This window comes from Agrobacterium vitis, from assembly GCF_037039395.1.
Lineage (GTDB): Bacteria > Pseudomonadota > Alphaproteobacteria > Rhizobiales > Rhizobiaceae > Allorhizobium > Allorhizobium vitis_E.
This window is the reverse complement of record NZ_CP146242.1, coordinates 3,162,879-3,185,654: the sequence shown is the minus strand read 5'-3', so window position 1 is coordinate 3,185,654 and position 22,776 is coordinate 3,162,879. Positions and strand designations below refer to the sequence as shown.

Annotated in this window: 22 protein-coding genes and 1 other RNA gene; 11 read left to right on the top strand and 12 right to left on the bottom strand. The window is 57.3% G+C overall.

Annotated features, from left to right (window positions below):
- Positions 1–3: 3 nt before the first annotated feature.
- The 7 genes from rsmH to V6582_RS17210 form a co-directional block, all read right to left on the bottom strand.
- On the bottom strand, positions 4–1,029 hold the full coding sequence (gene rsmH, locus V6582_RS17240) for a 16S rRNA (cytosine(1402)-N(4))-methyltransferase RsmH (protein WP_156632603.1): 1,026 nt from the start codon (positions 1,027–1,029) through the stop codon (positions 4–6).
- Positions 1,030–1,145: 116 nt separating this feature from the next.
- Entirely contained in the window at positions 1,146–1,586 is a 441-nt protein-coding gene (mraZ, locus tag V6582_RS17235; protein WP_156632604.1) for a division/cell wall cluster transcriptional repressor MraZ, read from the bottom strand.
- A gap of 430 nt (positions 1,587–2,016) precedes the next feature.
- An RNA gene (rnpB, locus tag V6582_RS17230) (RNase P RNA component class A) lies at positions 2,017–2,416 on the bottom strand.
- 50 nt (positions 2,417–2,466) lie between these two features.
- A complete protein-coding gene (locus V6582_RS17225; RefSeq protein ID WP_156632605.1) occupies positions 2,467–3,660 on the bottom strand; it encodes an NAD(P)/FAD-dependent oxidoreductase in 1,194 nt (397 codons plus the stop codon).
- Between the two features lie 161 nt (positions 3,661–3,821).
- Positions 3,822–4,415 (bottom strand): lytic transglycosylase domain-containing protein, encoded by a 594-nt coding sequence (locus V6582_RS17220; protein ID WP_156632606.1) that lies wholly within the window; start codon positions 4,413–4,415, stop codon positions 3,822–3,824.
- Positions 4,416–4,710: 295 nt separating this feature from the next.
- Positions 4,711–5,469 (bottom strand): N-acetylmuramoyl-L-alanine amidase, encoded by a 759-nt coding sequence (locus V6582_RS17215; RefSeq protein WP_156632607.1) that lies wholly within the window; start codon positions 5,467–5,469, stop codon positions 4,711–4,713.
- Positions 5,466–6,203 carry a J domain-containing protein gene (locus V6582_RS17210; protein WP_070166442.1) on the bottom strand — a complete coding sequence of 246 codons (738 nt, stop codon included), beginning with the start codon at positions 6,201–6,203 and terminating at the stop codon, positions 5,466–5,468. The genes V6582_RS17215 and V6582_RS17210 overlap by 4 nt, the downstream gene beginning before the upstream one ends.
- 320 nt (positions 6,204–6,523) lie before the next feature.
- Here V6582_RS17210 and V6582_RS17205 point away from each other — a divergent pair, with 320 nt between their 5' ends.
- The 3 genes from V6582_RS17205 to V6582_RS17195 all read left to right on the top strand — a co-directional run bounded on the left by V6582_RS17205 (position 6,524) and on the right by V6582_RS17195 (position 9,965).
- Entirely contained in the window at positions 6,524–7,738 is a 1,215-nt protein-coding gene (locus V6582_RS17205; protein ID WP_060717697.1) for a pyrophosphate--fructose-6-phosphate 1-phosphotransferase, read from the top strand.
- A gap of 240 nt (positions 7,739–7,978) precedes the next feature.
- Positions 7,979–8,614: a LysE family translocator gene (locus V6582_RS17200; protein ID WP_156632608.1), complete on the top strand. Its 636-nt coding sequence runs from the start codon at positions 7,979–7,981 to the stop codon at positions 8,612–8,614.
- A 253-nt stretch (positions 8,615–8,867) separates the two neighbouring features.
- Complete coding sequence (locus V6582_RS17195) at positions 8,868–9,965, top strand: transglycosylase SLT domain-containing protein (RefSeq protein ID WP_234889735.1); 1,098 nt, start codon at positions 8,868–8,870, stop codon at positions 9,963–9,965.
- Between the two features lie 51 nt (positions 9,966–10,016).
- On the opposite strand, the gene V6582_RS17190 is transcribed toward V6582_RS17195, so the two are convergent.
- Positions 10,017–11,396, bottom strand: a complete 1,380-nt coding sequence (locus V6582_RS17190) for a serine hydrolase domain-containing protein (RefSeq protein WP_156632609.1) — start codon at positions 11,394–11,396, stop codon at positions 10,017–10,019.
- Between the two features lie 292 nt (positions 11,397–11,688).
- Between V6582_RS17190 and V6582_RS17185 the strand changes: the two genes are divergently transcribed.
- The 4 genes from V6582_RS17185 (at position 11,689) to V6582_RS17170 (ending at position 16,064) form a co-directional block, all read left to right on the top strand.
- Positions 11,689–12,936, top strand: coding sequence for a DUF3419 family protein (locus V6582_RS17185; RefSeq protein WP_156632610.1), 1,248 nt, complete (start codon positions 11,689–11,691; stop codon positions 12,934–12,936).
- Positions 12,933–13,619: a class I SAM-dependent methyltransferase gene (locus V6582_RS17180; RefSeq protein ID WP_420360200.1), complete on the top strand. Its 687-nt coding sequence runs from the start codon at positions 12,933–12,935 to the stop codon at positions 13,617–13,619. Before V6582_RS17185 ends, V6582_RS17180 begins: the two co-directional genes overlap by 4 nt.
- A gap of 222 nt (positions 13,620–13,841) precedes the next feature.
- Positions 13,842–14,645, top strand: coding sequence for a glycoside hydrolase family 25 protein (locus tag V6582_RS17175; protein WP_156632611.1), 804 nt, complete (start codon positions 13,842–13,844; stop codon positions 14,643–14,645).
- 276 nt (positions 14,646–14,921) lie between these two features.
- Positions 14,922–16,064 (top strand): lytic murein transglycosylase, encoded by a 1,143-nt coding sequence (locus tag V6582_RS17170; protein ID WP_234889739.1) that lies wholly within the window; start codon positions 14,922–14,924, stop codon positions 16,062–16,064.
- Between the two features lie 151 nt (positions 16,065–16,215).
- Here the strand turns inward: V6582_RS17170 and V6582_RS17165 are convergent, their stop codons facing one another.
- The 4 genes from V6582_RS17165 to V6582_RS17150 form a co-directional block, all read right to left on the bottom strand.
- A complete protein-coding gene (locus tag V6582_RS17165; protein WP_234889740.1) occupies positions 16,216–16,695 on the bottom strand; it encodes an orotate phosphoribosyltransferase in 480 nt (159 codons plus the stop codon).
- A gap of 76 nt (positions 16,696–16,771) precedes the next feature.
- Positions 16,772–17,440: an HAD family hydrolase gene (locus V6582_RS17160; protein ID WP_156632614.1), complete on the bottom strand. Its 669-nt coding sequence runs from the start codon at positions 17,438–17,440 to the stop codon at positions 16,772–16,774.
- Entirely contained in the window at positions 17,431–18,789 is a 1,359-nt protein-coding gene (gene purB, locus V6582_RS17155; protein WP_156632615.1) for an adenylosuccinate lyase, read from the bottom strand. The genes V6582_RS17160 and purB overlap by 10 nt, the downstream gene beginning before the upstream one ends.
- A 74-nt stretch (positions 18,790–18,863) precedes the next feature.
- The gene (locus V6582_RS17150) at positions 18,864–19,544 is read right to left on the bottom strand and encodes a class II aldolase/adducin family protein (RefSeq protein ID WP_156632616.1); all 681 of its coding nucleotides are present in this window, start codon (positions 19,542–19,544) and stop codon (positions 18,864–18,866) included.
- Between the two features lie 384 nt (positions 19,545–19,928).
- Here V6582_RS17150 and V6582_RS17145 point away from each other — a divergent pair, with 384 nt between their 5' ends.
- From V6582_RS17145 to V6582_RS17130, 4 genes are all read left to right on the top strand, one after another.
- A complete protein-coding gene (locus tag V6582_RS17145; RefSeq protein ID WP_337739307.1) occupies positions 19,929–20,396 on the top strand; it encodes a DMT family transporter in 468 nt (155 codons plus the stop codon).
- A gap of 3 nt (positions 20,397–20,399) precedes the next feature.
- Positions 20,400–20,834, top strand: a complete 435-nt coding sequence (locus V6582_RS17140; protein WP_156632617.1) for a DMT family transporter — start codon at positions 20,400–20,402, stop codon at positions 20,832–20,834.
- Between the two features lie 299 nt (positions 20,835–21,133).
- Positions 21,134–21,718 (top strand): isochorismatase family protein, encoded by a 585-nt coding sequence (locus V6582_RS17135; RefSeq protein WP_156632618.1) that lies wholly within the window; start codon positions 21,134–21,136, stop codon positions 21,716–21,718.
- Positions 21,719–21,720: 2 nt separating this feature from the next.
- Positions 21,721–22,722, top strand: a complete 1,002-nt coding sequence (locus V6582_RS17130) for a GlxA family transcriptional regulator (protein WP_156632619.1) — start codon at positions 21,721–21,723, stop codon at positions 22,720–22,722.
- Positions 22,723–22,776: the final 54 nt, after the last annotated feature.

The following is a 22,776-nucleotide window of genomic DNA, read 5'->3' as shown; positions in this document are numbered from 1 at the left end:
GGTTCAGGCCCCCAACCGTTCGATTTCCGCAAGATCCGGCAAATCGAAAATGGAAAAATCGGCCTTCATGGCTGGATGTGCGGTACGAATGCCCGCGCGTAGTTTTGCAGAACGGGCACGAGGATTGATCTCGGCCTCCTCTTCTGTCGCTGTCACCATTCCCTTACCAACCGGCTCGAAGGTTGCCGGACGCTCGAACGCCATGGGCATATGGCGCGAGCCGGCGGCCTTGCCGGAACGGTCTGAGAAGAATTTCTTGACGATACGGTCTTCAAGCGAATGAAAGGTGACGACAACCAGCCGTCCGCCCGGCTTCAAGGCCCGCTCGGCGGCAAACAGCGCCTCGGCCAATTCGCCAAGCTCATCATTGACGAAAACCCGCAAGGCCTGAAACACCCGCGTCGCCGGATGGATCTTGTCCTTCGCCTTGCGCGGCGTCACAATCTCGATCATGCCAGCCAGATCCCGTGTGGTCTGGAAAGGATGATTGACGCGGCGCTTTTCGATGGCGCGGGCAATACGGCCGGATTGCTTTTCTTCGCCCAGAAAGCCGAAAATCCTGATGAGGTCACCAACCTTGGCCCGGTTGACGACATCGGCGGCAGAGACGCCCGCGCCGGACATCCGCATATCGAGCGGCCCGTTGCGCTGGAAGGAAAACCCACGCTCGGCCTCATCGATCTGCATGGAGGAAACGCCGATATCGAGGACGACGCCATCCAGCCCGCCCTCGGGAGCAAAATTATCCAGCGTGGAAAACCGGGTGTGGTGAAGAGTGAGATGACCGGCGCGATTAGCGACCATGGCTTGACCGCCGGCAATCGCGTTTGGATCACGGTCGAGCGCGATCACATCGGCGCCAGCATCGAGAATAGCTGATGTATAGCCACCCGCCCCAAACGTGCCATCCAGAATGACCTTACCGGCAGAAGGCTCGAGAGCATCTATGACAGGCTCGAGAAGAACCGGAATGTGACGGACCGGTCCGCCTTCGGCTTCAGCATACCCTCCGCCAAGATCCGTCACCATTCCGCTTCTCCGTCTCAAACTATCTCCACTTTTCTTTGAAAAATGGAGATAATCTACATCATTGCTTTTACGCATTTCCGGACGGAAAACCGGTTTCCACTCTTCCTGGAAATGCTCTAACTGGACCCCGCCCTCTTCAGACCGAGTCCCCTTCTTGCCGCCGCCTGCGCCTCGTGAAACGCCTGCGGCTGCCACACTTGAAAATGATCCGAACGACCAACAAAGGTCACATCGGACGCAATACCCGTAAAGTCGCGGATAAAATCCGTGACCATCAGCCGCCCCTCGCTGTCGAGGCGCATGAAAACGCCGCCCCCATGTACGAGAAGCGACATTTCGTTGGCAACCGGCGAAAACGGATCTTCGCCGACAATTTGCCGTTCGTAGCGCTCCAACAGATCCGGACCACCGATACTGATCGCCGGAAAAGTGAAATCCTGGAAGCAATAAAGCTCCTGGATGCCCCGCTCCACCAGAACAGCACGAAACGCCGCCGGAACGGAAACCCGCCCCTTCGCATCGATCCGGTTCGTCGCATTGGACAAGAAGCGGTTCATAACGCTTTACCGCCGCCCCTTTTCTATCCACGCGGCCCACACATCCGCATTTCCATTGATACACCCGAGCAGGCACGCCCTTTGCCGCAAGGTCGAAACAGGAAAAATAGCCCTTCCGGACCTGCTTCGCAGTTTCGCATGTCGGGGCCGTTAATCGCCCCTCGGCAGTGCAATTATGGGATAACATGGGACACCATGGGCGTCAATGGGATTAGGGTTGGCAAACCAGTCTACTGCATCGGAAATTTATAACCCGTTAAGATTAATGAATGGTTATTATGGCTTGAGGGCAGCAAGCCATCCATATCCGCAGCCGTGCTTTTCAAGGCTTTGAAGATAAACATAAATTAGCAAAGCAATGCAAAAATGACGCAAGTGCGCCTTTGCTTTTTCAACCCGAAGCGACACCTTTGAACGGCCCGCGATAAGAAAGACCAGTCGGCCTGTAAGCCGGGTTCTGTATGGCCCCGGTTTCCCGGAACGTGGCAGCCATTCATCTGGGACGATACTTGCGCACCGCCTCTCGCAACCCACCCGGATGACTGGCCCGAAAACCGGCTGTAGCGCAACTTGCGTTGCACCCGCGTCATCCCTATTCGGTCTTGCTCCCGGTGGGGTTTACCATGCCGTCCCTGTCACCAGCGACGCGGTGGGCTCTTACCCCACCCTTTCACCCTTACCCCGATAAACGGGGCGGTCTGCTTTCTGTGGCACTTTCCCTGAGGTCGCCCTCGCCGGACGTTATCCGGCACCGTGTTTCCGTGGAGCCCGGACTTTCCTCACCCTACCGCCTTTCGGCATTGGTAAAGCGCGGCTGCCCGGCCGACTGGTTCGGCGTGATTAACGGAGACATCTGGAGAAAGCCACCGAAATCATGCGCTCAAACGAAAACAGGTGTGAAATCGGCATCATAACCCTCATGCGCAATCGTGCCGCGCAGGATCAACTCAGCACCCAACCGGCCAATTTCATCCGAGCTTTTCGCCGCCGCCCCGCAGCCGCCAGTCAGCACCGCGATGCGCGGGCTGTCGCTAAAGCCGATGGCCGGATAGCCACTGCCCGTAAAGGACGTCACGCAGGGCGCCATCGACACCGGCGCCTGGGCCACGCCCGGCACCAGCGATCTGGCAATACGCGCCAGATGATCGCGGGCGCTTTCGCGACCGCCGCCCCTGAACCAGGCACGGATTTCGGGCTCCGTCTTCAGGCTGACATCATCGGGATCGCCGCCGATCTTGATATAGGTTTTACCGTCAGGATAGCGCACCGGCGGCAGCAGATAGATATGATCACGTGGATTGGACGGCTCGTGAATGAGCGACGGCATGCCGTGATAGGCATGCAGATCCTGATCGGCGATTTCGAAAAAGGTAACGGTACGGGCATAAACCGACAGATCGATCCGGCGCGGCAACAGCGTTTTGGCAATGGAAAACCCGCCCGTGGCAACCAGCAGCTTTTCGGCTTTCAACGTCTTGCCGCCTGCGGTCGTGACCACCGCATGCCCGCCCTCGTCACGAATACCAATGACCACATCGTTGATCAGCGTTGCTCCCGCCCGGGCAGCCAGCAGCGACTGGGCCTCCACCAACCGGCGCGGATTGACGTAGCCGGCGTGATGCGACTCATAAATCCCAACAGAAACAGGCTCGAAACGGAAATAACCGAAGCGCTCGGCAAGACTGGCATGGTCGAAGGACTGTGTTGAAACGCCAAGCCCTTCGGCAGCGCGCGTCGCCTTGTCGACATAGTCGGAATGACCATCCGGGCTCGTCCCGACAATCAGGCAACCGGCTTCGTGGTAAAACCGGATACCGCTCTGCTGTTCGATTTCATTGTAGCGGGCAATCGACGCATGCGCGAGCTTTGCCCAGACCGGATCGCTATCGATGGTGCGGGTGATTCGCGCTTCGTCGTAATGGCTGGCAAAGACGCCTTCGTGGCTTTGCTTGTCGGCGGGCTCATCCGGCCCGACCAATGCCACGCCATCCGCTTGCAACGCCAGATGCCGTGCCGCCGCAGCCCCCATCATACCGCGCCCGATAATGAGATATTTGAAGACCTGATCCGTCATGCCGCTCGTCCAGAATGATTTGCCAACTGGATAGCATTATCAATCAAACTTGCCATTCAGTTTGATTGATCTGACGCAAGAACCGGCAGAAACTGCGGTTCTTGCGTGATCGTCAAACCCTCTCACCCCACAGGATCGGCAGAAGGGACGTTGTCAGGTTTTCAGCTGTTTTCAAGCGCTGCTTCCACCTGACCGCAATATTGCTTGGAAACCGGGTTCATGCGGGTCGCGCCGTGGCCGGCATTGTAGCGCAGAATGGCGCCGCAGGTATCGCCGCCGCCGAGCTGGTGGGCCATGGCGAGATATTTCATCCCGTATTTGAGATTGGTCGATGGGTCGTAAAGCCCGGCAACGGTGCCGGTATAGCCCATGGCGCGGGCGGTGGCGGGCTTGATCTGCATCAGGCCGACTTCGCCATGCGTGCCGCGCGCTTTCGGATTGAAGCCGCTTTCGATCTTCACCACGGCGCTGGCCAGCTCCACCGGCACGCCATATTGCTTGGCATAGGAGGAAATCAGGGCGTGATAGGGCGCTTTGCCAGCGGACCCCTGCATATCGGCCCTCTGATCGTCAGCGCCGGTTTTATTCGAGAGCCTGGTTTTCTCCAGCGGCTTGGCAAGGTCGGCTTGCTGTTTATTGGCACGCAACATGTCCATCAGGGTCAAGCCCTTGCCGGCATCAGCAGCCTCGGCGTGGGAAACAGCAGACATAGAAACGGCGATGCATGCCGCGGCAGCGAAAAGCGAGGTTTTCATGAAAAAAGTCAGTCTCCAGACAAAGGGGCGGACACGGATGCCAGCAAAGCGCACTATTTACCCGTCCACTGTCCAGCAAAGGACAGCAATGTTCATCGCCCTCATCGTTGATATTTGCGAAAGACTTCCATTTCGGAAATCAAATTCGCTGTTCATCTCAACCGCTGCCGAGGAATACCATGGCTGCGACGGCTGCTGTTAGACAGACTCAATAAGGAAATCCTATGGCATGGTAAAAAGAGATGGTTTTTGACCCTGCCGAAAGCCGTCTGCGGACCATAACGGCCCGCAATTCTCAGCTGAACCGTGGCAGCGCCGCCAGCAGGCGATGCAGGGTGTCGATGGTCGAATAATCAGCCACGCCATCGACCTTGAAGGGGCGGAAATGCAGCTGGAAACTTCTGACGACGCCCTCGGTTTCCGCATCGAAATTCCCACTGATTTCAACAGGATATCCATAGAGTGATAGCATGGACTGCAACGCTTCGACCGGCTGGCCGCGATCGCCTCTCTGGAAGAACCGGCCACCGGTGATCGGGGTTGGTTCCACCCAATGCCCTACGCCCAGGGCGTGCAGCCGGTTCCAGGGGAAATGTTCGCCCGGATCGACCTTGCGAACCGGCGCAATATCGGAATGGGCCAGCACCCGCTCCGGGGCGATGGACCAGCGACTTGCACAATCCAGACACAATTGCGCGACGGCATCGATCTGTTTTTCGAGGTAATCCGGCAGGGAAGGATGTCCGGCATTGGCAATCTCGATGCCAACAGAGCGGGAATTGATATCGGTCACGCCCGCCCAGAAACTCTTTCCGGCATGCCAGGCCCGGCGACTTTCCGGCACCATTTGCACGACCTCACCATTTTCACGCACCAGATAATGGCTGGAAACCTGGCTCTCCACAGTGCAGAGCCAGGAGAGCGCCGCCTCTTCGCTGGGCATGCCGGTATAATGCAGAATGATCGTGTCAGGGGCCGCGCACTCGATGCGCTCACCGTGGTTGGGGGATGGCACCACCACGGCGTCTGGATAATCGGCGATGAATGCAGTCATGCGGCCCGGCGTTCCTTTTCAATCGCGGCATAGGCCGCGTTGAAACTGGCCATCCGTTGATGGGCGGCGGCATGCATTTCCACCGGCAGGCCACGCGCATGCAGCCGGTCGGGGTGATGCTCGGAGGCCAGCGCCCGGTAGCGTTTGCGGATCGTGCCAAAATCATCACTGCGCGATACACCGAGAATGCCATAGGGATCATGGTCGGGCGCGAGATGACGGGCGGAAATCTGTTCGAAGCGGTCCTCACCAATCTCGAAGATTTCAGCGATGCGGGAAAGAAAGGCCAGTTCCTTCTCGTGGATCAGCCCATCCGCCGTGGCAATGTGAAACAGGGCATCGACAATCTCTTCGAGCACCGGGCACCCTCTGGTGCGCGAGCCGCAGAGATTGGCCAGCTTTTCGGCATAGGCTTCGTAACCGGCAATATCCTGCTTGGCGAGATTGTAGAGGCGCGCGACATTGCGGGCCTCTTCCGGCGGAAAATCGAAAATGCTGCGAAACGCATTGACCTCGGCCTGCGACACGACACCGTCCGCCTTGGCCATCTTGGCGGAAAGCGCGATGATCGCCACGGAAAAAGACACGCGCCGGCGCGTTTCCGGATCGCCTTCAAAGACGGTGCGGATTGCTTCGACAATCGACGACAAGGCATTGCCAGCCGCGTCGCTGACCGCGCCGAGCAGCCGCTCCCAGAGTGACGACAATTGTTGGCAGGCGAAATCGAAAATCATTTTGACAGATTGACCAAATTATCACTTGAAATGCAAGGGAAGCACCCCATTGTTTCGGGTTAAACTTTGTTCACTTTCCAGGTTGTGCCGCAGTCCGGAATCAGCGGATGCTTCACGTCGCCCCCGGCATACCAGCTTTTCCACAAGCCTCGCGCTCACCGCTTTCCATTTGAAACGATTATATTTCCGTGGCTGATGACAATTCCACGAAACTGCGGATTTTGTTCGATTTTTCGCTTTACAGCATCCGGCCTCTGTCGCATCCATTGGCACCATTTCGTAAACGTCTGCGGCGTTTTGTCCGCAAGAAGGAGGATTTGATGGCCAAGACCAAAGTCGCGTTGCTGACCGCCGGGGGCCTGGCGCCCTGCCTCTCATCGGCAGTGGGCGGATTGATCGAGCGCTATAGCGACATCGCGCCCGATGCAGAGATCGTCGCCTATAAATCCGGCTATCGCGGTCTGTTGATGGACTACAAGATCGAGATCAACCAGCATATGCGCGAACAGGCCCATGTCCTGCATCGCTATGGCGGCTCGCCGATTGGCAATAGCCGCGTCAAGCTCACCAATGTCGCCGATTGCGTCAAGCGCGGCCTGGTGAAGGAAGGCCAGAATCCGTTGCAGGTGGCCGCCGAGCGGCTGGCCGCCGATGGCATCACCATTCTGCACACGATCGGTGGTGACGACACCAATACGACGGCGGCTGATCTCGCGGCCTATCTCGGCGCCAATGGCTATGACCTGACCGTCGTCGGCCTGCCCAAAACGGTCGACAACGATGTCGTGCCGATTCGCCAGTCGCTCGGCGCCTGGACGGCGGCGGATGTCGGCGCCCGCTTCTTCGACCATGTTTCCAACGAGCAGAGTGCTGCCCCGCGCACCCTGGTCATTCACGAAGTCATGGGCCGCCATTGCGGCTGGCTGACCGCCGCGACCGCCCGCGCCTATATCCAGCGCATCAAGCATAATGAATATGTCGAGGGCTTCATGATGAATGAAGAACTGAAGACCATCGACGGTCTTTATCTGCCCGAGACCCATTTCGACATGGAAGCCGAGGCCGAACGCCTGAAGGAACTGATGGACCGCACCGGTTTCGTCACCCTGTTCGTCTCGGAAGGCGCCTGCATGGATGAAATCATCGCCGACCGGGAAAAGGCTGGCGAAGAAATCAAGCGCGACGCTTTCGGCCATGTGAAGCTCGATACCATCAATGTCGGCGGCTGGTTCCAGAAGCATTTCGCCAAGCTGCTGGATGCTGAACGCTCGATGGTGCAGAAGTCAGGCTATTATGCCCGTTCGGCCCCAGCCAATTACGAGGACTTGCGGCTGATCCAGAGCATGGTGGACCTTGCCGTTGAAAGCGGCCTGAACGGCGTCTCCGGCGTCACCGGCCATGATGAGGACCAGGGCGGCAAATTGCGGGCCATCGAATTCCCTCGCATCAAGGGCGGCAAGGCTTTCGACCTCTCCACGCCATGGTTCAAAGATGTGATGGACCATCTGGGCCAGAAATTCCGCCCGGCACATTGACCTCGACGGCGAATGGTGGCTTCTGTTTGCAGGCAGTGCTGACGGCATAATTACCGGAAGCATGCCTGCATGACTGTTCGGACCCACCTTGGGTTTTCCTAACGGACATGACAGACTATTTATTGAGACAGCGCCGGTGCCAATGGCATGCGGCGCTGCTATGTTTGTATCGGAAGTGCCCGGGCCGGGATGAGGTTCACCACATCCCGCCACAGGCTTACCGAACACGGAGGCAGGCCCATGACATTTCAGGATTGGCTGTTGTTTTCAGCAGCAAGCGCTGCCTTCCTTGTTGTGCCTGGACGCAATACCAAGCGGATCATCGCCTGCCGGCAGGCGGGCGGCGGTCGGGCCGCGGCCCTCTGCGTGCTGGGCAGCATGACAGGCTATGGCATTGCCGCGTGCCTAGTGTTCGGCATGGCGCAAGCGCTGAGCAATATCAACGCCACGGCACTCTCTGCCCTGCGCTGGCCGGGCATGGCCGTGTTAATGGTTCTGGCGCTCAGGCTCTGGCGGGCGCCGCTGCATATCGGTCCGGTGGCCGATAACGACAATCTGGCCGACCGGCGCGCCATGGTCATTGTGTCGCAGGCCGTGATCGGTTCGGCTCTGGATGCGCGCACGCTCGTCTTCCTTTTGGCGATCACCACTCAGATCACATCGGGCTTTTCGCCGTTCAGCGGTGATTTTCTGGCCATGGAACTGGCTTTCATGGCTCTCGCGGCTTTTGTCTGTGGGCTTCAGGCAATTTATGCACACGCTTTCGACCGGATGATTCGCCGCCGCTCGGCACGCCGTATGGTGCAGCCGAAGGGCAAATCCATGCTGATTTCCGCCCGCTCCGTCAGCGCCGGTTATCGCCGGATAGCCGCCTGAACCAAGGCCTTTGACAGGTTATCGCATTTTATACCAAGGCTCGAAGATGTGGACCACATCCTCGCCTTGATGACATTGCAAATATCTCAAATGCATCAGTGGCTTGCGATATTTGCAAAGGGAATACCAACGGTCATTTTCAATGATCGTTGGCATTAGACTTCAAGGGGGCTGTCAAATTTGTGAATCCGATGTTAATAGTTCGTGCGTTGCCTGCGGGCAGCGCTCGTTTCAATAGCCGACGGACATCTGCATGACAGCGAAAACGGACCGCACGATTGCCATCAGCATCACTGCTGTCATCGTCGCAGCCCTTTCCAGTTGCACCAATGTAAATGACAATTCCAAAGCCGATATAGCGCCCAAGCCTGCATCGGCGCATCAAGCCGTTGCCGCCGCAGCGCAGCCGGGCACTGGAACTGGCACCGCAACACCGGCAAATGGCACCGTAGCAACAGGCGCCTCGACCACTGTGGCCGCTGCAAACGGCACCATGACGACGGTCGCTCCTGGCACGCAGGCCGTGACGCCACCATCGCAATCTGCTGTCACCGCGCTTGCCAATACCGCGTCGGGAAACAATGCGCTGGCCGCCATAAATGGCGCCTCGGGCACAGGCCAGACGGTCAATCTCGCGACTGGCCAAGGCCCCTATCCTATTCAGAAGCCAGGCCTGACGCAGGTCGCCTCGCTCGGACCAACCGTCAGCACCGTACCGTCTTCCGCCAATGCACCAGCCCGGATTTCGGACAACGAACCGATCGGCCTTGAAAACGAAGCGTTGCAGCCGGATGTGATGGCCATGCATTCCGCCGTTCCCACGCCGCGCCCGGGTTCGGTTGCCTCATCGTCGGTTGCCTATGCCTCACCGGCAAAGCCGGTCGTCAAATCTTTTGCCTTGCTTGATGCACAATTCGATACCAGCGCCCCCGGCCCCGTGCCGAGCGCCACGCCGGAAGCATCCAAAAGCTCCGCTTCTGACGCAAGTGAAACGGCAAGCCGCGGCCCGACGGTCATCAACGGCCTGGTCAATAAATATGCTGCCCTATACGGAATGCCATCCGCGCTGATCCACCGGGTCATTCACCGCGAAAGCCGTTATAATCCGTCGGCCTATAGCCGCGGCAATTACGGACTGATGCAGATCCGCTATAATACGGCCCGTTCTCTCGGGTATGAAGGTCCGGCAGAGGGTCTGTTCGACCCGGAAACCAACCTGAAATACGCGATCAAATATCTGCGCGGTGCGTGGATGGTGGCCGAGAACAACAATGACAACGCCGTTCGCCTCTATGCCCGTGGCTATTATTTCGATGCCAAGCGCAAGGGCCTGCTGGACGAAGTGCAGTAAACCACTTCGTCCATACCGACACGGCCCTTTGTCCCCTGCGGTCGCTTTTCTTTACGGCATTGCGTCCAGAACCGCCTTCAGCAGTTTTTGCGGCCTGTAGTTATCCCAGGAAGGCGTCAGCCCCATCCGCAGCACAATCAGCTTGCGTGACGGGACAATCGCAATTGTTTGTCCATCATGGCCCTGAAACCAGAGGGTTTCTTCGGTAATGCCGAAGGTGGAATCCGGCGCCAGACCCGGCCCGCTCCGCCAGATCTGCCCCTGCCCGTAGGTGCCGCCGGATGACTTTGTCGGGGTCGCCATGGTCTTTACATAGCCTTCCGGCAACAGACGCTGCCCCTGCCAGACGCCGTCCTGCAACAGGCATTGAGCAAGCTTGGCCCAATCGCGGGCATTGGCATAGAGATAGGACCCACCTGCCAAAGTGCCTGTTTCGTCGGCCTCCAGCACTGCACTGGTCATGCCGAGCGGCTTAAACAAGGCGGTTTGGGGATAAGACAGCGCCTGTTCCGGCGGCAAGCTGTCCATCAGCAGGCGGGCCAGCAGCACGCTGGTACCGGTCGAATAGTGAAACTGCGTACCGGGCGTCGCGTCCAGCGGCTGAGAGGCGACGAATGCCGCCTGATCCGGCTCCAGAAACAGCATGCGCGTTGCATCGCTGACATCGCCATAATCCTCGTTGAACCGCAGGCCACTTTCCATGCCCATTAATTGGCGCAGGGTGATTGCCGCGCGCCCGTCGGTCCACTGAGGCAACAGATGGTCCTTGTCGAGGTCAAGCCCGCCCTCCCCCATCCGCTGGCCGATCAGCATGGCCATGACGGTCTTTGTCATTGACCAGCCGATCAGCGGCGTATCGGCGCCAAAGCCCGGACCATAGGCCTCACCAAGCAATTCTCCATCGCGAATCACCAAGGTGGCCCGCATCGATGGCCCGGTCAGGGCCGGATCGGCAAGAATGCCCGCCAGCACTGGGTCGGTATGCGATGCGCCCGTTCCATCCGGCCAGGGTGCTGGGTTTGGGGCTGGGTTTGAGGCCGCTGCAACGGCAAGCGGCTGCGGCAGATGCACCTTGCGAGCCGCATCGATTTTTCCATCGGGCACGTTAGCGCAGCCCAGACCGGGCCGGGCAATGGCCGTGCTGGGTGCAAAAGCCCCGAACATATAGGCCGTGACCATGCCTGCATCCCGATCGACATTCAGCCGCAGGAAACGCAACAGCGGATGACCCGGCGCCTGCACATCCTCAGACAAAACCTCCATCGGATCACGCTTGGCGATGAACACATTGGAGCAGACTATTTTGGCGGCGTAGCCTGTCCCAACCCTCAGCAATTCCGGCGGCGCCAGCCAAAGCCACGTGGCAGCCCCGACGATAACCACCAGGACAGCAAGCAGCAGTCCTTGGACAAACCTGATCAGCAAACGCATGCGATTTCCTCCCGCCCCGGATGGTGTCGCGGATCGGGAACTGTGAACCGATATCCGGAAAATCCGATGCTTAAACAAGAACCTGGAGCGGAAAGGTGATTCTGTTTCACAACCCGCCACACGAGGTCCGCATGCAAGCATGATTACAGCGGGCATGAAAGGGTATGACGGTTGAAAAACCACGGGATTTTCACCGGGCGCACCGCCCGGCCACTGGTCAACAGGCCCCGTCATCAAACTGTAGTGGACAACCACTATTCCGATAAAAACTTCAGAACGGGGCACCCTTCACATGACAGAACTTGTTCCAGATGCCGGATTCCGCAAAAACCAGAAGCTGAAATCGGCGCTGCTTCAACATAATGCGCTGTCACGCAAGGGCCTGTCGGAGCGGTTGTTCGGCCTGCTGTTTTCCGGCCTCGTCTATCCGCAGATCTGGGAAGACCCGGATGTCGACATGCAGGCCATGCAGCTTGGCGCTGGCCACCGCGTCGTCACCATCGGCTCCGGTGGCTGCAACATGCTGGCTTATCTTTCGCGGGAGCCTGATAGTATCGACGTCGTCGATCTCAATCCGCATCACATCGCCCTCAACAAGCTGAAGCTGGCTGCCTTCCGGCATCTGCCCGATCACACCGCCGTGGTGCGCCTGCTGGGCACCGATAATGCCCGCAGCAATGCCGCCATGGTCGAGCAATATGTGGCACCGCATCTGGACGCCACCACGCGGCGCTACTGGAGCCGCCGCACCCTGACCGGGCGCCGTCGCATCCGGGTGTTCAACGGCAATTTCTACCGCACCGGCCTGCTGGGCCGCTTCATCACCGCCACGCATCTTCTGGCCCGCCTGCACGGCGTCAAGCTGGAAGAAATCACCCAGTGCCGGACCCTGCGCGAACAGCGGCAGTTTTTCGAGACCCGTATCGCGCCGCTGTTTGAAAAGCCTGTTATCCGCTGGCTGACCAACCGTAAAAGCTCGCTGTTCGGCCTCGGCATTCCGCCGCAGCAATATGACGAACTGGCCAGCGTCTCGGAAACCGGCACCATTGCACCGGTGCTGAAAGGCCGGCTGGAAAAGCTCGCCTGTCACTTCTCACTGCGGGATAATTATTTTGCCTGGCAGGCATTCGCCCGCCGCTATCCGAAATCCCATGAGGGCGCATTGCCGGATTATCTGCGGGCCGATTATTACCGCACGATCCGCACCAGCGTCGACCGCGTCAATGTCCATCATGCCAGCTATACCGAACTGCTCTCCACCAAGCCCGCGGGCAGTGTCGACCGGTTCATTCTGCTCGATGCCCAGGACTGGATGACCGACGAGCAGTTGAACGATCTCTGGACCGAAATCACCCGCACCGCCGCCAAGGATGCTCGGGTTATTTTCCGGACCGCTGCCGAAAAAAGCGTGATCGAAGGCCGGATTTCCCCGGCGCTTGCCGATCAATGGTCCTATCTGAAAGAGTTGTCCGTGCATTTCAACGCGCTCGACCGCTCGGCAATTTACGGTGGCTTCCATATCTATGAGAAGACGGCATGAACGATGCCCGTATCGGTCAGGACCATTCCGGCCCGAACCTGGACCGGCAGCATGCCAGCAAGATGGATCAGGTCTATCGCAGCCAGCGTCATATCTATGACCTGACCCGCAAATATTACCTGCTTGGGCGCGACACCGCCATTGTCGGGTTGGACCTGCCGAAGAATGGCAGCCTGCTGGAAGTGGCCTGCGGCACGGGCCGCAATCTGATCTGCACCGAGCGGCTCTATCCGATGTCGCATCTCTACGGTCTCGACATTTCCAGCGAAATGCTGGTGCAGGCCAGGCGTAATTTTCGCGGTCGCCCCCGTCAGCCGGATCTGCGCATCGCCGACGCTTCGGCGTTCACCGCCGCTGATTTTGCCATGACCGGTTTCGACCGAGTCCTGATCTCCTATGCGCTGTCGATGATCCCTGACTGGCAAAAGGCGATTGCCTGTTCGCTTGCCGCCTTAAAGCCCGGTGGCTCGCTACATATCGTCGATTTTGGCCAGCAGGAACACTTGCCAGGCTGGTTTCGAACAGGCCTGCATGCCTGGCTCGCCCGGTTTCACGTTACGCCAAGGCCCAACCTGCGCGAAGAACTGGTCGCCCAGACTGAAGCCGCAGGCGCAACACTGAGCTTCTCACCACTCTATCGTGGCTATGCTTGGCATGCCATTATCCGCCGCCCGGCGGCCTGACAGATCACCGTTCTTTCCGCTCAATAGGTCGGTATTTTTGATCTATCGATATGAGCGATTGAAAATAACCACATTTTAACGATGATGAAGCAAAGTCAGGCTGGAGGTTTTCCAGTTCGGCTTCGTCGGGCTGGTTATCTCTAGTTCTTAATTTTCCGCGTCTTTTGATCTTGCCATGGGCATGCGCTGCCCTGGCATAATAGCTGAATGAATGGGTTTTCGATGCGGTCGCTGGTCCTGGCACTTATTCCGGTTTGTTTGGCGATGGCGTCCTGCACCTCGACGAGCTACGACTTCATGGAAACCGGCTCGATCCAGCCGAAATTCCAGGACAAGGACCCGCAGGATTTCGGCATCAATTCCCCGCATCGCCATCAGGTCCACGGCATCGACGTGTCGAAATGGAACGGTAATATCAACTGGATGCAGGTGCGCCAGTCCGGGGTCTCCTTCGCCTTCATCAAGGCCACCGAAGGCAAGGATGTGATCGATCCGAAATTTGCCGATTACTGGCAGCAGGCCAATGCCGCTGGCCTGCCGCATGCGCCCTATCATTTCTACTATTTCTGCTCCAGCGCCGACGAACAGGCCGACTGGTTCATCGCTAATGTGCCGAAAGCCTCGATGGACATGCCGCCTGTTCTGGATGTCGAGTGGAACCATACCTCCAAGACCTGCACCAAGCGGCCCCCGGCCGATGTGGTGCGCAGCGAGATGAAGCGCTTCATGGACCGGTTGGAAGCCTATTATGGCAAGCGTCCGATCATCTATACATCGGTCGATTTCCATAAGGACAATTTGCAAGGCGCGTTCCAGGATCATTATTTCTGGGTCCGGGCCGTCGCCAAACACCCCTCGGAAATCTATCCGGACCGCCGCTGGGCCTTCTGGCAATATACCTCGACCGGCGTCATCCCCGGCATCAAGGGCGATACCGACATCAACGTCTTTGCCGGCACCCAGCAGAACTGGCGCAAATGGGTACAGGCCGTCTCAATGCCCACCCAGCAGACCGCCGCAAACTGAGCGCTCTACAGCGCCGTGCGCCACACATGGCGCACAAAGGTTCGCTGTAGCACTATAAATCTACTGCATAATTCCCCCCCCCTTAAATTGATAATTATTTCAGGGGGAAATTATGCAGTAGACCGAAGTTTTGCGTCATGCCGGGTAAAACCCGGCTCCTCTCCATGCTTCTGTCACAAAGCTTCGGCAGAGCGGGGCATGTTCTTTTCATATCCGGGGGCTTTATCCATGCATATCCTGTCTCGCTTCACGCTCGCAGCCGCGTTGAGCGGCCTTATGGCCGGCACGGCCTTTGCCCAGGCACCGCAATGCGGTGGTGATCTCACCGCTTTCCTGGCTGGCGTCAAGGCGGAAGCCGTCGCCAACGGCGCCTCGGCCGAGGCTGCGGACAAGGCGCTGGCCGGTGCGCAGATCGACCAGAAGGTGCTGGGCCGCGACCGCGCCCAGGGCGTGTTCAAGCAGACCTTTACCGAATTTTCCACCCGCACCGTTTCCAAAGGCCGGTTGGACCAGGGAAAGCAGAAATTGCAGCAATATAGCGCGGTCTTCGACCGGGCCGAAAAGGAATACGGCGTTGCCCCCGGCGTGATCGCCGCCTTCTGGGCGATGGAAACGGATTTCGGCGCTGTGCAGGGCGATTTCAACACCCGCAACGCGCTGGTAACGCTGGCGCATGATTGCCGTCGCCCGGAACTGTTTCGCCCGCAATTGCTGGCGCTGATCACCATGGTCCAGCACGGCGATCTCGACCCCGCCACCAATACCGGCGCCTGGGCCGGTGAAGTTGGCCAAGTACAGATGCTCCCCAAGGATATCGTTGCTTTCGGCGTCGATGGCGACGGCGATGGCCATGTGGCGCTGAAATCCAGCTCACCCGATGCGATCATGACGGCAGGCAAATTCATCCAGCATCTCGGCTTCAAGCGTGGCGAACCGTGGATTCAGGAAGTCACCGTGCCGGACACCCTGCCCTGGGAAAAGAGCGGCTTCGATAGCGGCATGAAGGCGGGCGACTGGTTCAAGCTTGGCGTCAAGCCGCGTGACGGCAACACCAAATTTGCCGATCTGGAAGGCGAACTGGTGCTGCCGCAAGGCCGCAAGGGACCGGCCTTCATCACCTATCCCAATTTCGGCATCTATCTGGAATGGAACAAGTCGTTTATCTACACGACCTCTGCCGCCTATTTCGCCACACGTCTCGAAGGTGCCGAGGCTTATCTGAAGGGTAATCCGGAACAGGGATTGACCGATGTGCAGATGAAGGAATTGCAGACCAAGCTGAAGGGCCTCGGCTATGACGTCGGCGAGATCGACGGCATTCTGGGCGGCGGCACCCGCGACGCCGTGCAGAAGGAACAGCTGAAGCGCAACATCCCCGCCGATGGCTGGCCAACGCCAGCACTTCTGGCAGCGCTGTAAGATATAAAAAAGCCAGAGGCTGTGAGGCCGCGCATCCGAAGGATGGGCGGCCTTTTTATGCCCATGTGCCGTAACGAAGAATACGAAGATCCGCTTTCAATGATTTATCGTGTTGCCCATTACGCGGCGACAGCATCTGAGATGCGCTTGACTAAACGGGCGATGCTGTTAGCTCCGTTTTTGCCTCGTAAAGATCAACAATCGTATGGACCTTATGACCAAGGCTTTCCAGAGCCTCGACACCGGTGTCGCCGCGCCGTATCGCGGCGGCAATGCCAACCACCGTCGCATCCTGGCGTGCCAATATATCAAGTGCCCTTCGCATGGATGCGCCGGTACTGATCACATCATCTATGATACAGACCTTCTGGCCCGATCCAATGTCATGATTTAGCAATCCGACATAGCCATGGGTCTTTTCGCGGTCGCGGATCATTGCCACAGGAATTGGGCGCGCCGTTTCAACACTCAAAACACTGATTGCGCCGGCAAGACAACACCCGCCCATGGCAAGTCCGACAAGATATGTCGCGTCCGTCCGTTGAACGAAATCATGCAATATTTCGCTGCACAGCCGAAGAATTGCCGGGGATGCAAGCAGCTTGTGACTGTTAAGATAACGCGGCCGCATAATGCCATTGGAATCGCACAATGGCGTCGCACTCATACTCTCAGTGATGGCCACCAAAAGCCTTTGACGGTCGCCGTCACGCAGCATCATGCCCTCGCATTAACCGTTCAGCGATCTGCGACAAGGATGAGAAGACGCTTCCTCCCGCGGCTAGAATCGCAGCCGTCTCCATTTCCGCGCGATCCACACCGATAAACGCAAGGCCTGCATCGCGTGCGGCCTGCATGTCCTTGATGCCATCACCAATGTAGACTGTGTTGGCTTTATCGAGATCAGGAAACTCGACAAGCATTTCATCAAAAACCCTACCCGAAGGCTTGTGAAACTTGGTGTCAAAACAGCCGTAAATTCTTGCGGGTTTAAGAGTGGAAAGCTCACTTGCAGCGAGTTGTCGCTCAATCAATTGCCGCTCGCAGGAGGAGACGATGATGAGCTTATACTTCGTTTGCAACCATTCGAGGGCGGATTTCGCTTCCCTGTGCGGGATCAAGGGAAACTCGCTATCCATGGCCGCATACTGCGAAAGGGCGGCGTCCAGCTCGGAGCCGGAAATGGAGAAAACGGTTTCGAAAAGCGCTGTGTGGGCAATTCCCCAGTGCTTTTCAATCTCCTGTCGCGCAATGTCACGGCTGAACATTCTGCGACCGAGTTCCACGATGGCAGAGATCTTGCATTGGCGTGTCTGCATGACGGTGTCGTCGTAATCTAAGACACAGTAACCACCGCCTGTGAAATCTAGAAGCATTTGGCATTTCCGATATAGGTTTCAGGAGACAATTCCGCCAATTTCCGTTTAATGTCCTCGGAAACTGTAAGTCCTTCGATCCAATGTACGAGTTCAGCCCGACCGATTGACGTGCCTCTCACCAGATTTTTCACAAGATCGTAGGATTGAGGAATGCCCTCTGCACGAAGGATGGTTTGAATACCTTCCGCAACCACGACAAAATGTCTTTCAAGATCGGACGCGATATTCGCCTCATGGGCGATAATGCGTGACAGCCCCTCGCCGATATTCTTCACGGAAAGCAACAGATGCGCCATCGGCACGCCTATATTGCGCTTCAGTGTGTAATCGGTCAGATCGCGCTGAAGCCGAGACACCAGCAACTTACGGCTCAGAAATGAAAAAATCGCTGAGGCCATCTGAAGGTTCCCCTCTGCATTCTCAAAGCTGATTGGGTTGACCTTATGTGGCATGGCGGAAGAGCCTACTTCGCTCTTCTCAGACCTCAAGGTCAGCAAACCAAGCGAAAGATAGAGCCAGACATCCTGCGACAGGTCCTGCAAAATCGCGGCGATTCGTGACAGGCAATCAAAGATCCGTGCCAGACCTTCATGGTTGTTGATCTGGGTTGTCAGCGCGCTTTTGACAAGGCCAAACTCGTCGTGAAGGAACTCAGCACCAAAGGTGACCCAGTCAATATCCGGGTAAACAAGAATATGAGCGTTCAAATTGCCAGTTGCACCGCCGAATTTGCCATAGTGGGGAATAGCTTTGAGCAGATCCAACTCACCACGCAGGCGATTTGCAAACACGCGAAACTCTTTTCCGAAGGTACTTGGTGAAGCGGGCTGACCATGCGTCCGTGCTATGAAGGTCACGAATCGCAACGTTTCCGAAAGCCCTTCTATCGAAGCGGCAAGCGTTTCAAGCTCCGGTACAAGGATATCGGCAAGCGACAGCCGCAGCAGGAACGGAATAGCGACATCGTTGATGTCCTGAGAGGTCAATCCGAAATGGACCAACTCAGCCGCCCGGCTTCCCAACAGCGTTGATATACGCCGCTTCAGGAAAATTTCCACCGCCTTTACATCGTGCCGAGTTTCCCGCTCTATGGTCTGAATTTCCTCGTAATCTTCGAGAGAAAATCCATCATGGTACTTCCGCAGGCTGGCAGTATCAGCAACTGACAATGACTGCTCGCCGTGTCCAATGGCATGCCATAGACGAATGAAATACTCAATTTCGACCTTCAGACGTGTTTTCACCAACGCAAAGTCTGAAAAATATCGGCTCAGATCTCCGACCTTTTGAAAATAACGACCGTCGATGGGGCTGATTGCCGTTGCGTGGCAGAATTCGGTAATCATTGGCAGGTCCAGAAGAGAAGCAGGGATTTACACCAAACAATGCAATGTCGCGGTTCGAAGCACAGCATGTGCAATCAAATTCTTTTTGCCAATTCGTATAATTCCTGCTCCTCGCTGTCGTTAAGGTAGTTAACAGAGGCGGATGCGAGATGGGCAAGTTCCGTGGCCATCATGATCCGGCGCACCTCCGCCACCATGCTATTCAGGCGATGATAAGCCTGAGAGAGACTGGCGCCGTAAGTGGTAATGCCGTGATTGGCAAGGATGAGCGTGTTTGTTCTCATGATTGCCGCCGAGGCCTGGGCAGCATCGACCTCAACATTCAGTTCCGGTGGAAAAATCTCGACCGGAGCACCCAGAATGGCCGCCGCATCTGCTGAGATAAAACGGAAGCGACGTTGATAAAATAGCGAGAAATAGGCAATCAGCTCGTCAGCGTGAACATGTATGACCGCCATCACATCCGGGCGGCACAGAAAGATTTCCCTGTTCAGAGCGTGACCGATGCTTGGAAGCACATCGCCAAGATAGAGCCTGTTGGATTCCAGGCCGATCGCGATGATGTTGTCACGGGTCATTTCCTCAAGTGAAATGCCTTTATGTTTCGTCAGGATCAGGCTTTCAGCAAGTTCGTCCTGTTTTTTTGAGCGAAGGGCGATGTTGCCCAATTGATTACAGACATAGCCTTTTTTCGAAACCAGGTCGGCATAGCGCATCAACTCGACAATTTCCTGTTGAACATGGCTGCCTAACATGATGCCTCCTGAAAAACGATGTTAACAAATGCCTGAGCATTTCCAGGAAAAATTTGGAACGGATTTGCCAACTGGAAATGCATAAAAACAAAGAAATTAAGAGCTTCAGTGCCTCCCCGAGGTGCTGAAATTCATTATAAAAAAACATCTTACCTTTTGTCGGCGCGACAATTAGTTGATTTTTTTATTTTGTCAATCTAAGGATGCAGCCGTTGCAAAAGCGGCGCTTTATAGCGCACATAACGTTGCTACAGCCGGAATGGATGGGCGAAACCATCCAGAGGTGATCTTGATACTTGCGGACGTGTACGTTCGCAGATATGCATCCTATGGACGCAAGCAACAATTTCAGAGCAGAGTTTATTATTTTTTAGAGCGCAAAACGTGGCCGTGAATCCGAAAATCCTATCCCTCACCGCCGCCCTTGGCTCGGGTGGCCTTTTGGCCGTGATGGCGCATTTGAATGGTGTGCTGACAATGCACGGCGGTGCCGTGCTCGCATCCTGGATTGCCCATGGCAGCGGCACAATAACAGCACTGGTGTTTATGCTCGTGTTCGCCGCCTTTGGCCGGAAAGAACAACTCAAAGTCACCTCGCAGGCTCCGGCATGGGCTTACCTTGGCGGCGTATCCGGATCTGCCACGGTTATTCTCATCAGCCTTGCAGTAAACTCACCCATCGCGCTTTCGGGAACGATTGCCCTAACGCTTGTAGGACAAGGGCTTTTCAGCCTCGCCGCAGACTGGTGGGGATTGTTTGGCTTGTCAGCGCGGCGGGTGGCGTTCCGGGACGTGGCAGCCATGATCCTGATTGTCGCTGGCAGTTGCCTCATGGTTTTCTATGGAAAATAAATTATGATGGTTTCAATCCTTTTTGCCGCAATCGCCGGCGTCCTCATTAGCCTGAGCCGCCAGTTGAATGGCAGACTGAGCCTTACCACCACCGCTCTCGTGGCGTCTTTCTGGAACCATATCGTTGGCTTTGCCGTACTAACTATATTGGGTCTGGCCTATGGCGAACTTTCGCGTCCAGGTGTTTTCGAAGCGCCGCTCTACGCCTTTTTTGGTGGCGCGCTCGGGGTGATCTTCGTGGCATCGGGCAGCTGGCTAATCGCCCGCATCGGGGCAACGGCTACAGCTATTCTAATCATTGCAGGACAGATGGGCACCGGTCTCATTCTCGACATCCTGCACGGCACAGAAATGTCCTACAGCTTCACCGGCCTGGGCCTCACCATGATACTGGGTGGTGTGGCGCTCATACAGCGGAAAGAGACTGAAGTAAAATAGAGCATTGAACCGAAAATTAAGAGCCGGTTTTCGGATAAATCTGATGGGTGCGTTAGCGGAGTTTGGGTCGGTGCATAAACAAAAGGCTGCTGAATAGCTCCTTAAAGAAAAATCGATTTAAGGATAAAATTATGCAGAAGGATGCGCGGCTTTTTCGTGCTCGACAGAGTGGACCGTATAGACAATAAAGATTGGCGTGATTTGTCCCATCCTCGTCAGGAAGCGGTATTTCGCCGAGGGTTTTCATCGCTAGACTGGTAACATCTTCAGCGATAGACACTCCCATAGAGGCAATGACCATGACACATTCCAACTGCGCCCTGCTGGCCAACTGCGCCCTGCTGGTTATCGATGCACAGCAATCCTTTCGCCACCGTCCCTATTTCCGCGAAGAAGCCTTGCCTGCCTATCTGGAGCGCCAACAGGCGCTAATCGATGGCGCCCGGAAGGCGGGCATTCCTACGGTGCAGATCTTTCATGTGGAAGAGACCGGCCCGTTCAGCGAAGTCTCTGGCTTCGTCACCACACTGTCGCCGCTGACGATTACGCCGGACGCGGTGTTTCGCAAGACCCGCCACAGCGCACTGGTCGGCACAGGGCTGGATGTCTGGCTGACCCGCAACACTATCCGCCATCTGATCGTCTCCGGCATTCGCACGGAGCAATGCTGCGAAACCACGACGCGCCATGCATCTGACCTCGGCTACAGCGTCGATTTCGTTGGTGAAGCCACCCTCACCTTCCCGATGACTGACGAGCAGGGTCGTGAATGGAGTGCAGCGGAGATCCGCGCCCGTACCGAACTGGTGCTGGCTGGCCGCTTCGCCCGCATTGCCACGGTCGAGCAGGCGCTTACCCCTGCGTCATTAAACGCAGCGGCATAACCATGAAGGAGCAGATCCAGCCACCGCGCCTGATCGACATGATCGTCGTCGTGCCGCCGTGTGCATTGCTGCTGGATCTCGCCGGACCGATGGAAGTGCTGCGCAAAGCCAATCTCGAACAGCAAGCCGTGCAGTTTGCTGTTCGCTATGTCGGCCCATCCGCGACCGTCACCAGCTCGATCGGAATCGAACTTGCCGGGATTGGCCCGCTGCCAGAAACCGTGCCTGATGGTGCGGTGATCGTTGTCCCCGGCAATGCCAGCCAGCCACTTGGCGCCACGGACGCTGCACACCTTCCCGAGGATCTGGCGCAGGAAGCGGCAATTGTCGCCTGGCTGCGGCGCGTGGTCCGGCCCGGCATCAAGCTCGTGGCGGTTTGCTCAGGCGCCATGCTGGCGGCGCGCGCTGGCTTGCTGGAAGGCTATGCCTGCACCACCCATCATGCGGCAACCGCCGATCTGCAACGGCTGGCCCCAACAGCACGGGTGCTGGAAAACCGCCTCTATGTCGAGGACCGGGATCGGCTGACCACAGCCGGTATTACCGCCGGGATCGACATGATGCTGGCGCTGGTGGCGCAAGAGGCAGGCCATGCAACAGCACTCAGCGCCGCCCGCTATCTTGTCGTCTATCTGCGGCGGGCGGGCGGCGATCCGCAGCTTTCCCCCTGGCTGGAAGGACGCAACCACCTGCACCCCGCTATTCACAAGGTTCAGGATGCCGTTTCAGCCGATCCTGCCCGGGACTGGACGGTGGCCAGCATGGCCTCAATCGCCGCCACCAGTGCCCGCACGCTTTCCCGGTTGTTCAACGACCAGACGGGGATGAGCGTCAGCGATTACGTCAACCGCGTCCGGGTGGCGCTGGCGCACCAACTGGTGACAGGATCGCGGCTGGATATGGAAACGGTGGCGGAACGTGCAGGCTTTGCCTCCACCCGGCACATGCGCCGAGCCTGGAGGAAACTGCATGGCGGAACGCCAACCGCGCTGCGAAATTCCTGACCTGAACCAAGATGCGATTCTCCCGTCCAGGATTGGGTCAGGTTCTTGCAGATG

Excerpts from the sequence above, each read along its gene's own strand:
- V6582_RS17170 (WP_234889739.1), top strand. The coding sequence starts at position 14,922 with ATGGCCGGCACGGCCTTTGCCCAGGCACCGCAATGCGGTGGTGATCTC.
- V6582_RS17140 (WP_156632617.1), top strand. The coding sequence starts at position 20,400 with ATGATGGTTTCAATCCTTTTTGCCGCAATCGCCGGCGTCCTCATTAGC.
- V6582_RS17130 (WP_156632619.1), top strand. The coding sequence starts at position 21,721 with ATGAAGGAGCAGATCCAGCCACCGCGCCTGATCGACATGATCGTCGTC.
- V6582_RS17160 (WP_156632614.1), bottom strand. The coding sequence starts at position 17,440 with ATGCTTCTAGATTTCACAGGCGGTGGTTACTGTGTCTTAGATTACGAC.
- V6582_RS17190 (WP_156632609.1), bottom strand. The coding sequence starts at position 11,396 with ATGCGTTTGCTGATCAGGTTTGTCCAAGGACTGCTGCTTGCTGTCCTG.
- V6582_RS17165 (WP_234889740.1), bottom strand. The coding sequence starts at position 16,695 with ATGCGGCCGCGTTATCTTAACAGTCACAAGCTGCTTGCATCCCCGGCA.
- rsmH (WP_156632603.1), bottom strand. The coding sequence starts at position 1,029 with ATGGTGACGGATCTTGGCGGAGGGTATGCTGAAGCCGAAGGCGGACCG.
- V6582_RS17200 (WP_156632608.1), top strand. The coding sequence starts at position 7,979 with ATGACATTTCAGGATTGGCTGTTGTTTTCAGCAGCAAGCGCTGCCTTC.
- V6582_RS17225 (WP_156632605.1), bottom strand. The coding sequence starts at position 3,660 with ATGACGGATCAGGTCTTCAAATATCTCATTATCGGGCGCGGTATGATG.
- V6582_RS17195 (WP_234889735.1), top strand. The coding sequence starts at position 8,868 with ATGACAGCGAAAACGGACCGCACGATTGCCATCAGCATCACTGCTGTC.
- purB (WP_156632615.1), bottom strand. The coding sequence starts at position 18,789 with ATGATTACCGAATTCTGCCACGCAACGGCAATCAGCCCCATCGACGGT.
- V6582_RS17215 (WP_156632607.1), bottom strand. The coding sequence starts at position 5,469 with ATGACTGCATTCATCGCCGATTATCCAGACGCCGTGGTGGTGCCATCC.
- mraZ (WP_156632604.1), bottom strand. The coding sequence starts at position 1,586 with ATGAACCGCTTCTTGTCCAATGCGACGAACCGGATCGATGCGAAGGGG.
- V6582_RS17205 (WP_060717697.1), top strand. The coding sequence starts at position 6,524 with ATGGCCAAGACCAAAGTCGCGTTGCTGACCGCCGGGGGCCTGGCGCCC.
- V6582_RS17185 (WP_156632610.1), top strand. The coding sequence starts at position 11,689 with ATGACAGAACTTGTTCCAGATGCCGGATTCCGCAAAAACCAGAAGCTG.
- V6582_RS17180 (WP_420360200.1), top strand. The coding sequence starts at position 12,933 with ATGAACGATGCCCGTATCGGTCAGGACCATTCCGGCCCGAACCTGGAC.
- V6582_RS17220 (WP_156632606.1), bottom strand. The coding sequence starts at position 4,415 with ATGAAAACCTCGCTTTTCGCTGCCGCGGCATGCATCGCCGTTTCTATG.
- V6582_RS17210 (WP_070166442.1), bottom strand. The coding sequence starts at position 6,203 with ATGATTTTCGATTTCGCCTGCCAACAATTGTCGTCACTCTGGGAGCGG.
- V6582_RS17150 (WP_156632616.1), bottom strand. The coding sequence starts at position 19,544 with ATGTTAGGCAGCCATGTTCAACAGGAAATTGTCGAGTTGATGCGCTAT.
- V6582_RS17175 (WP_156632611.1), top strand. The coding sequence starts at position 13,842 with ATGCGGTCGCTGGTCCTGGCACTTATTCCGGTTTGTTTGGCGATGGCG.
- V6582_RS17135 (WP_156632618.1), top strand. The coding sequence starts at position 21,134 with ATGACACATTCCAACTGCGCCCTGCTGGCCAACTGCGCCCTGCTGGTT.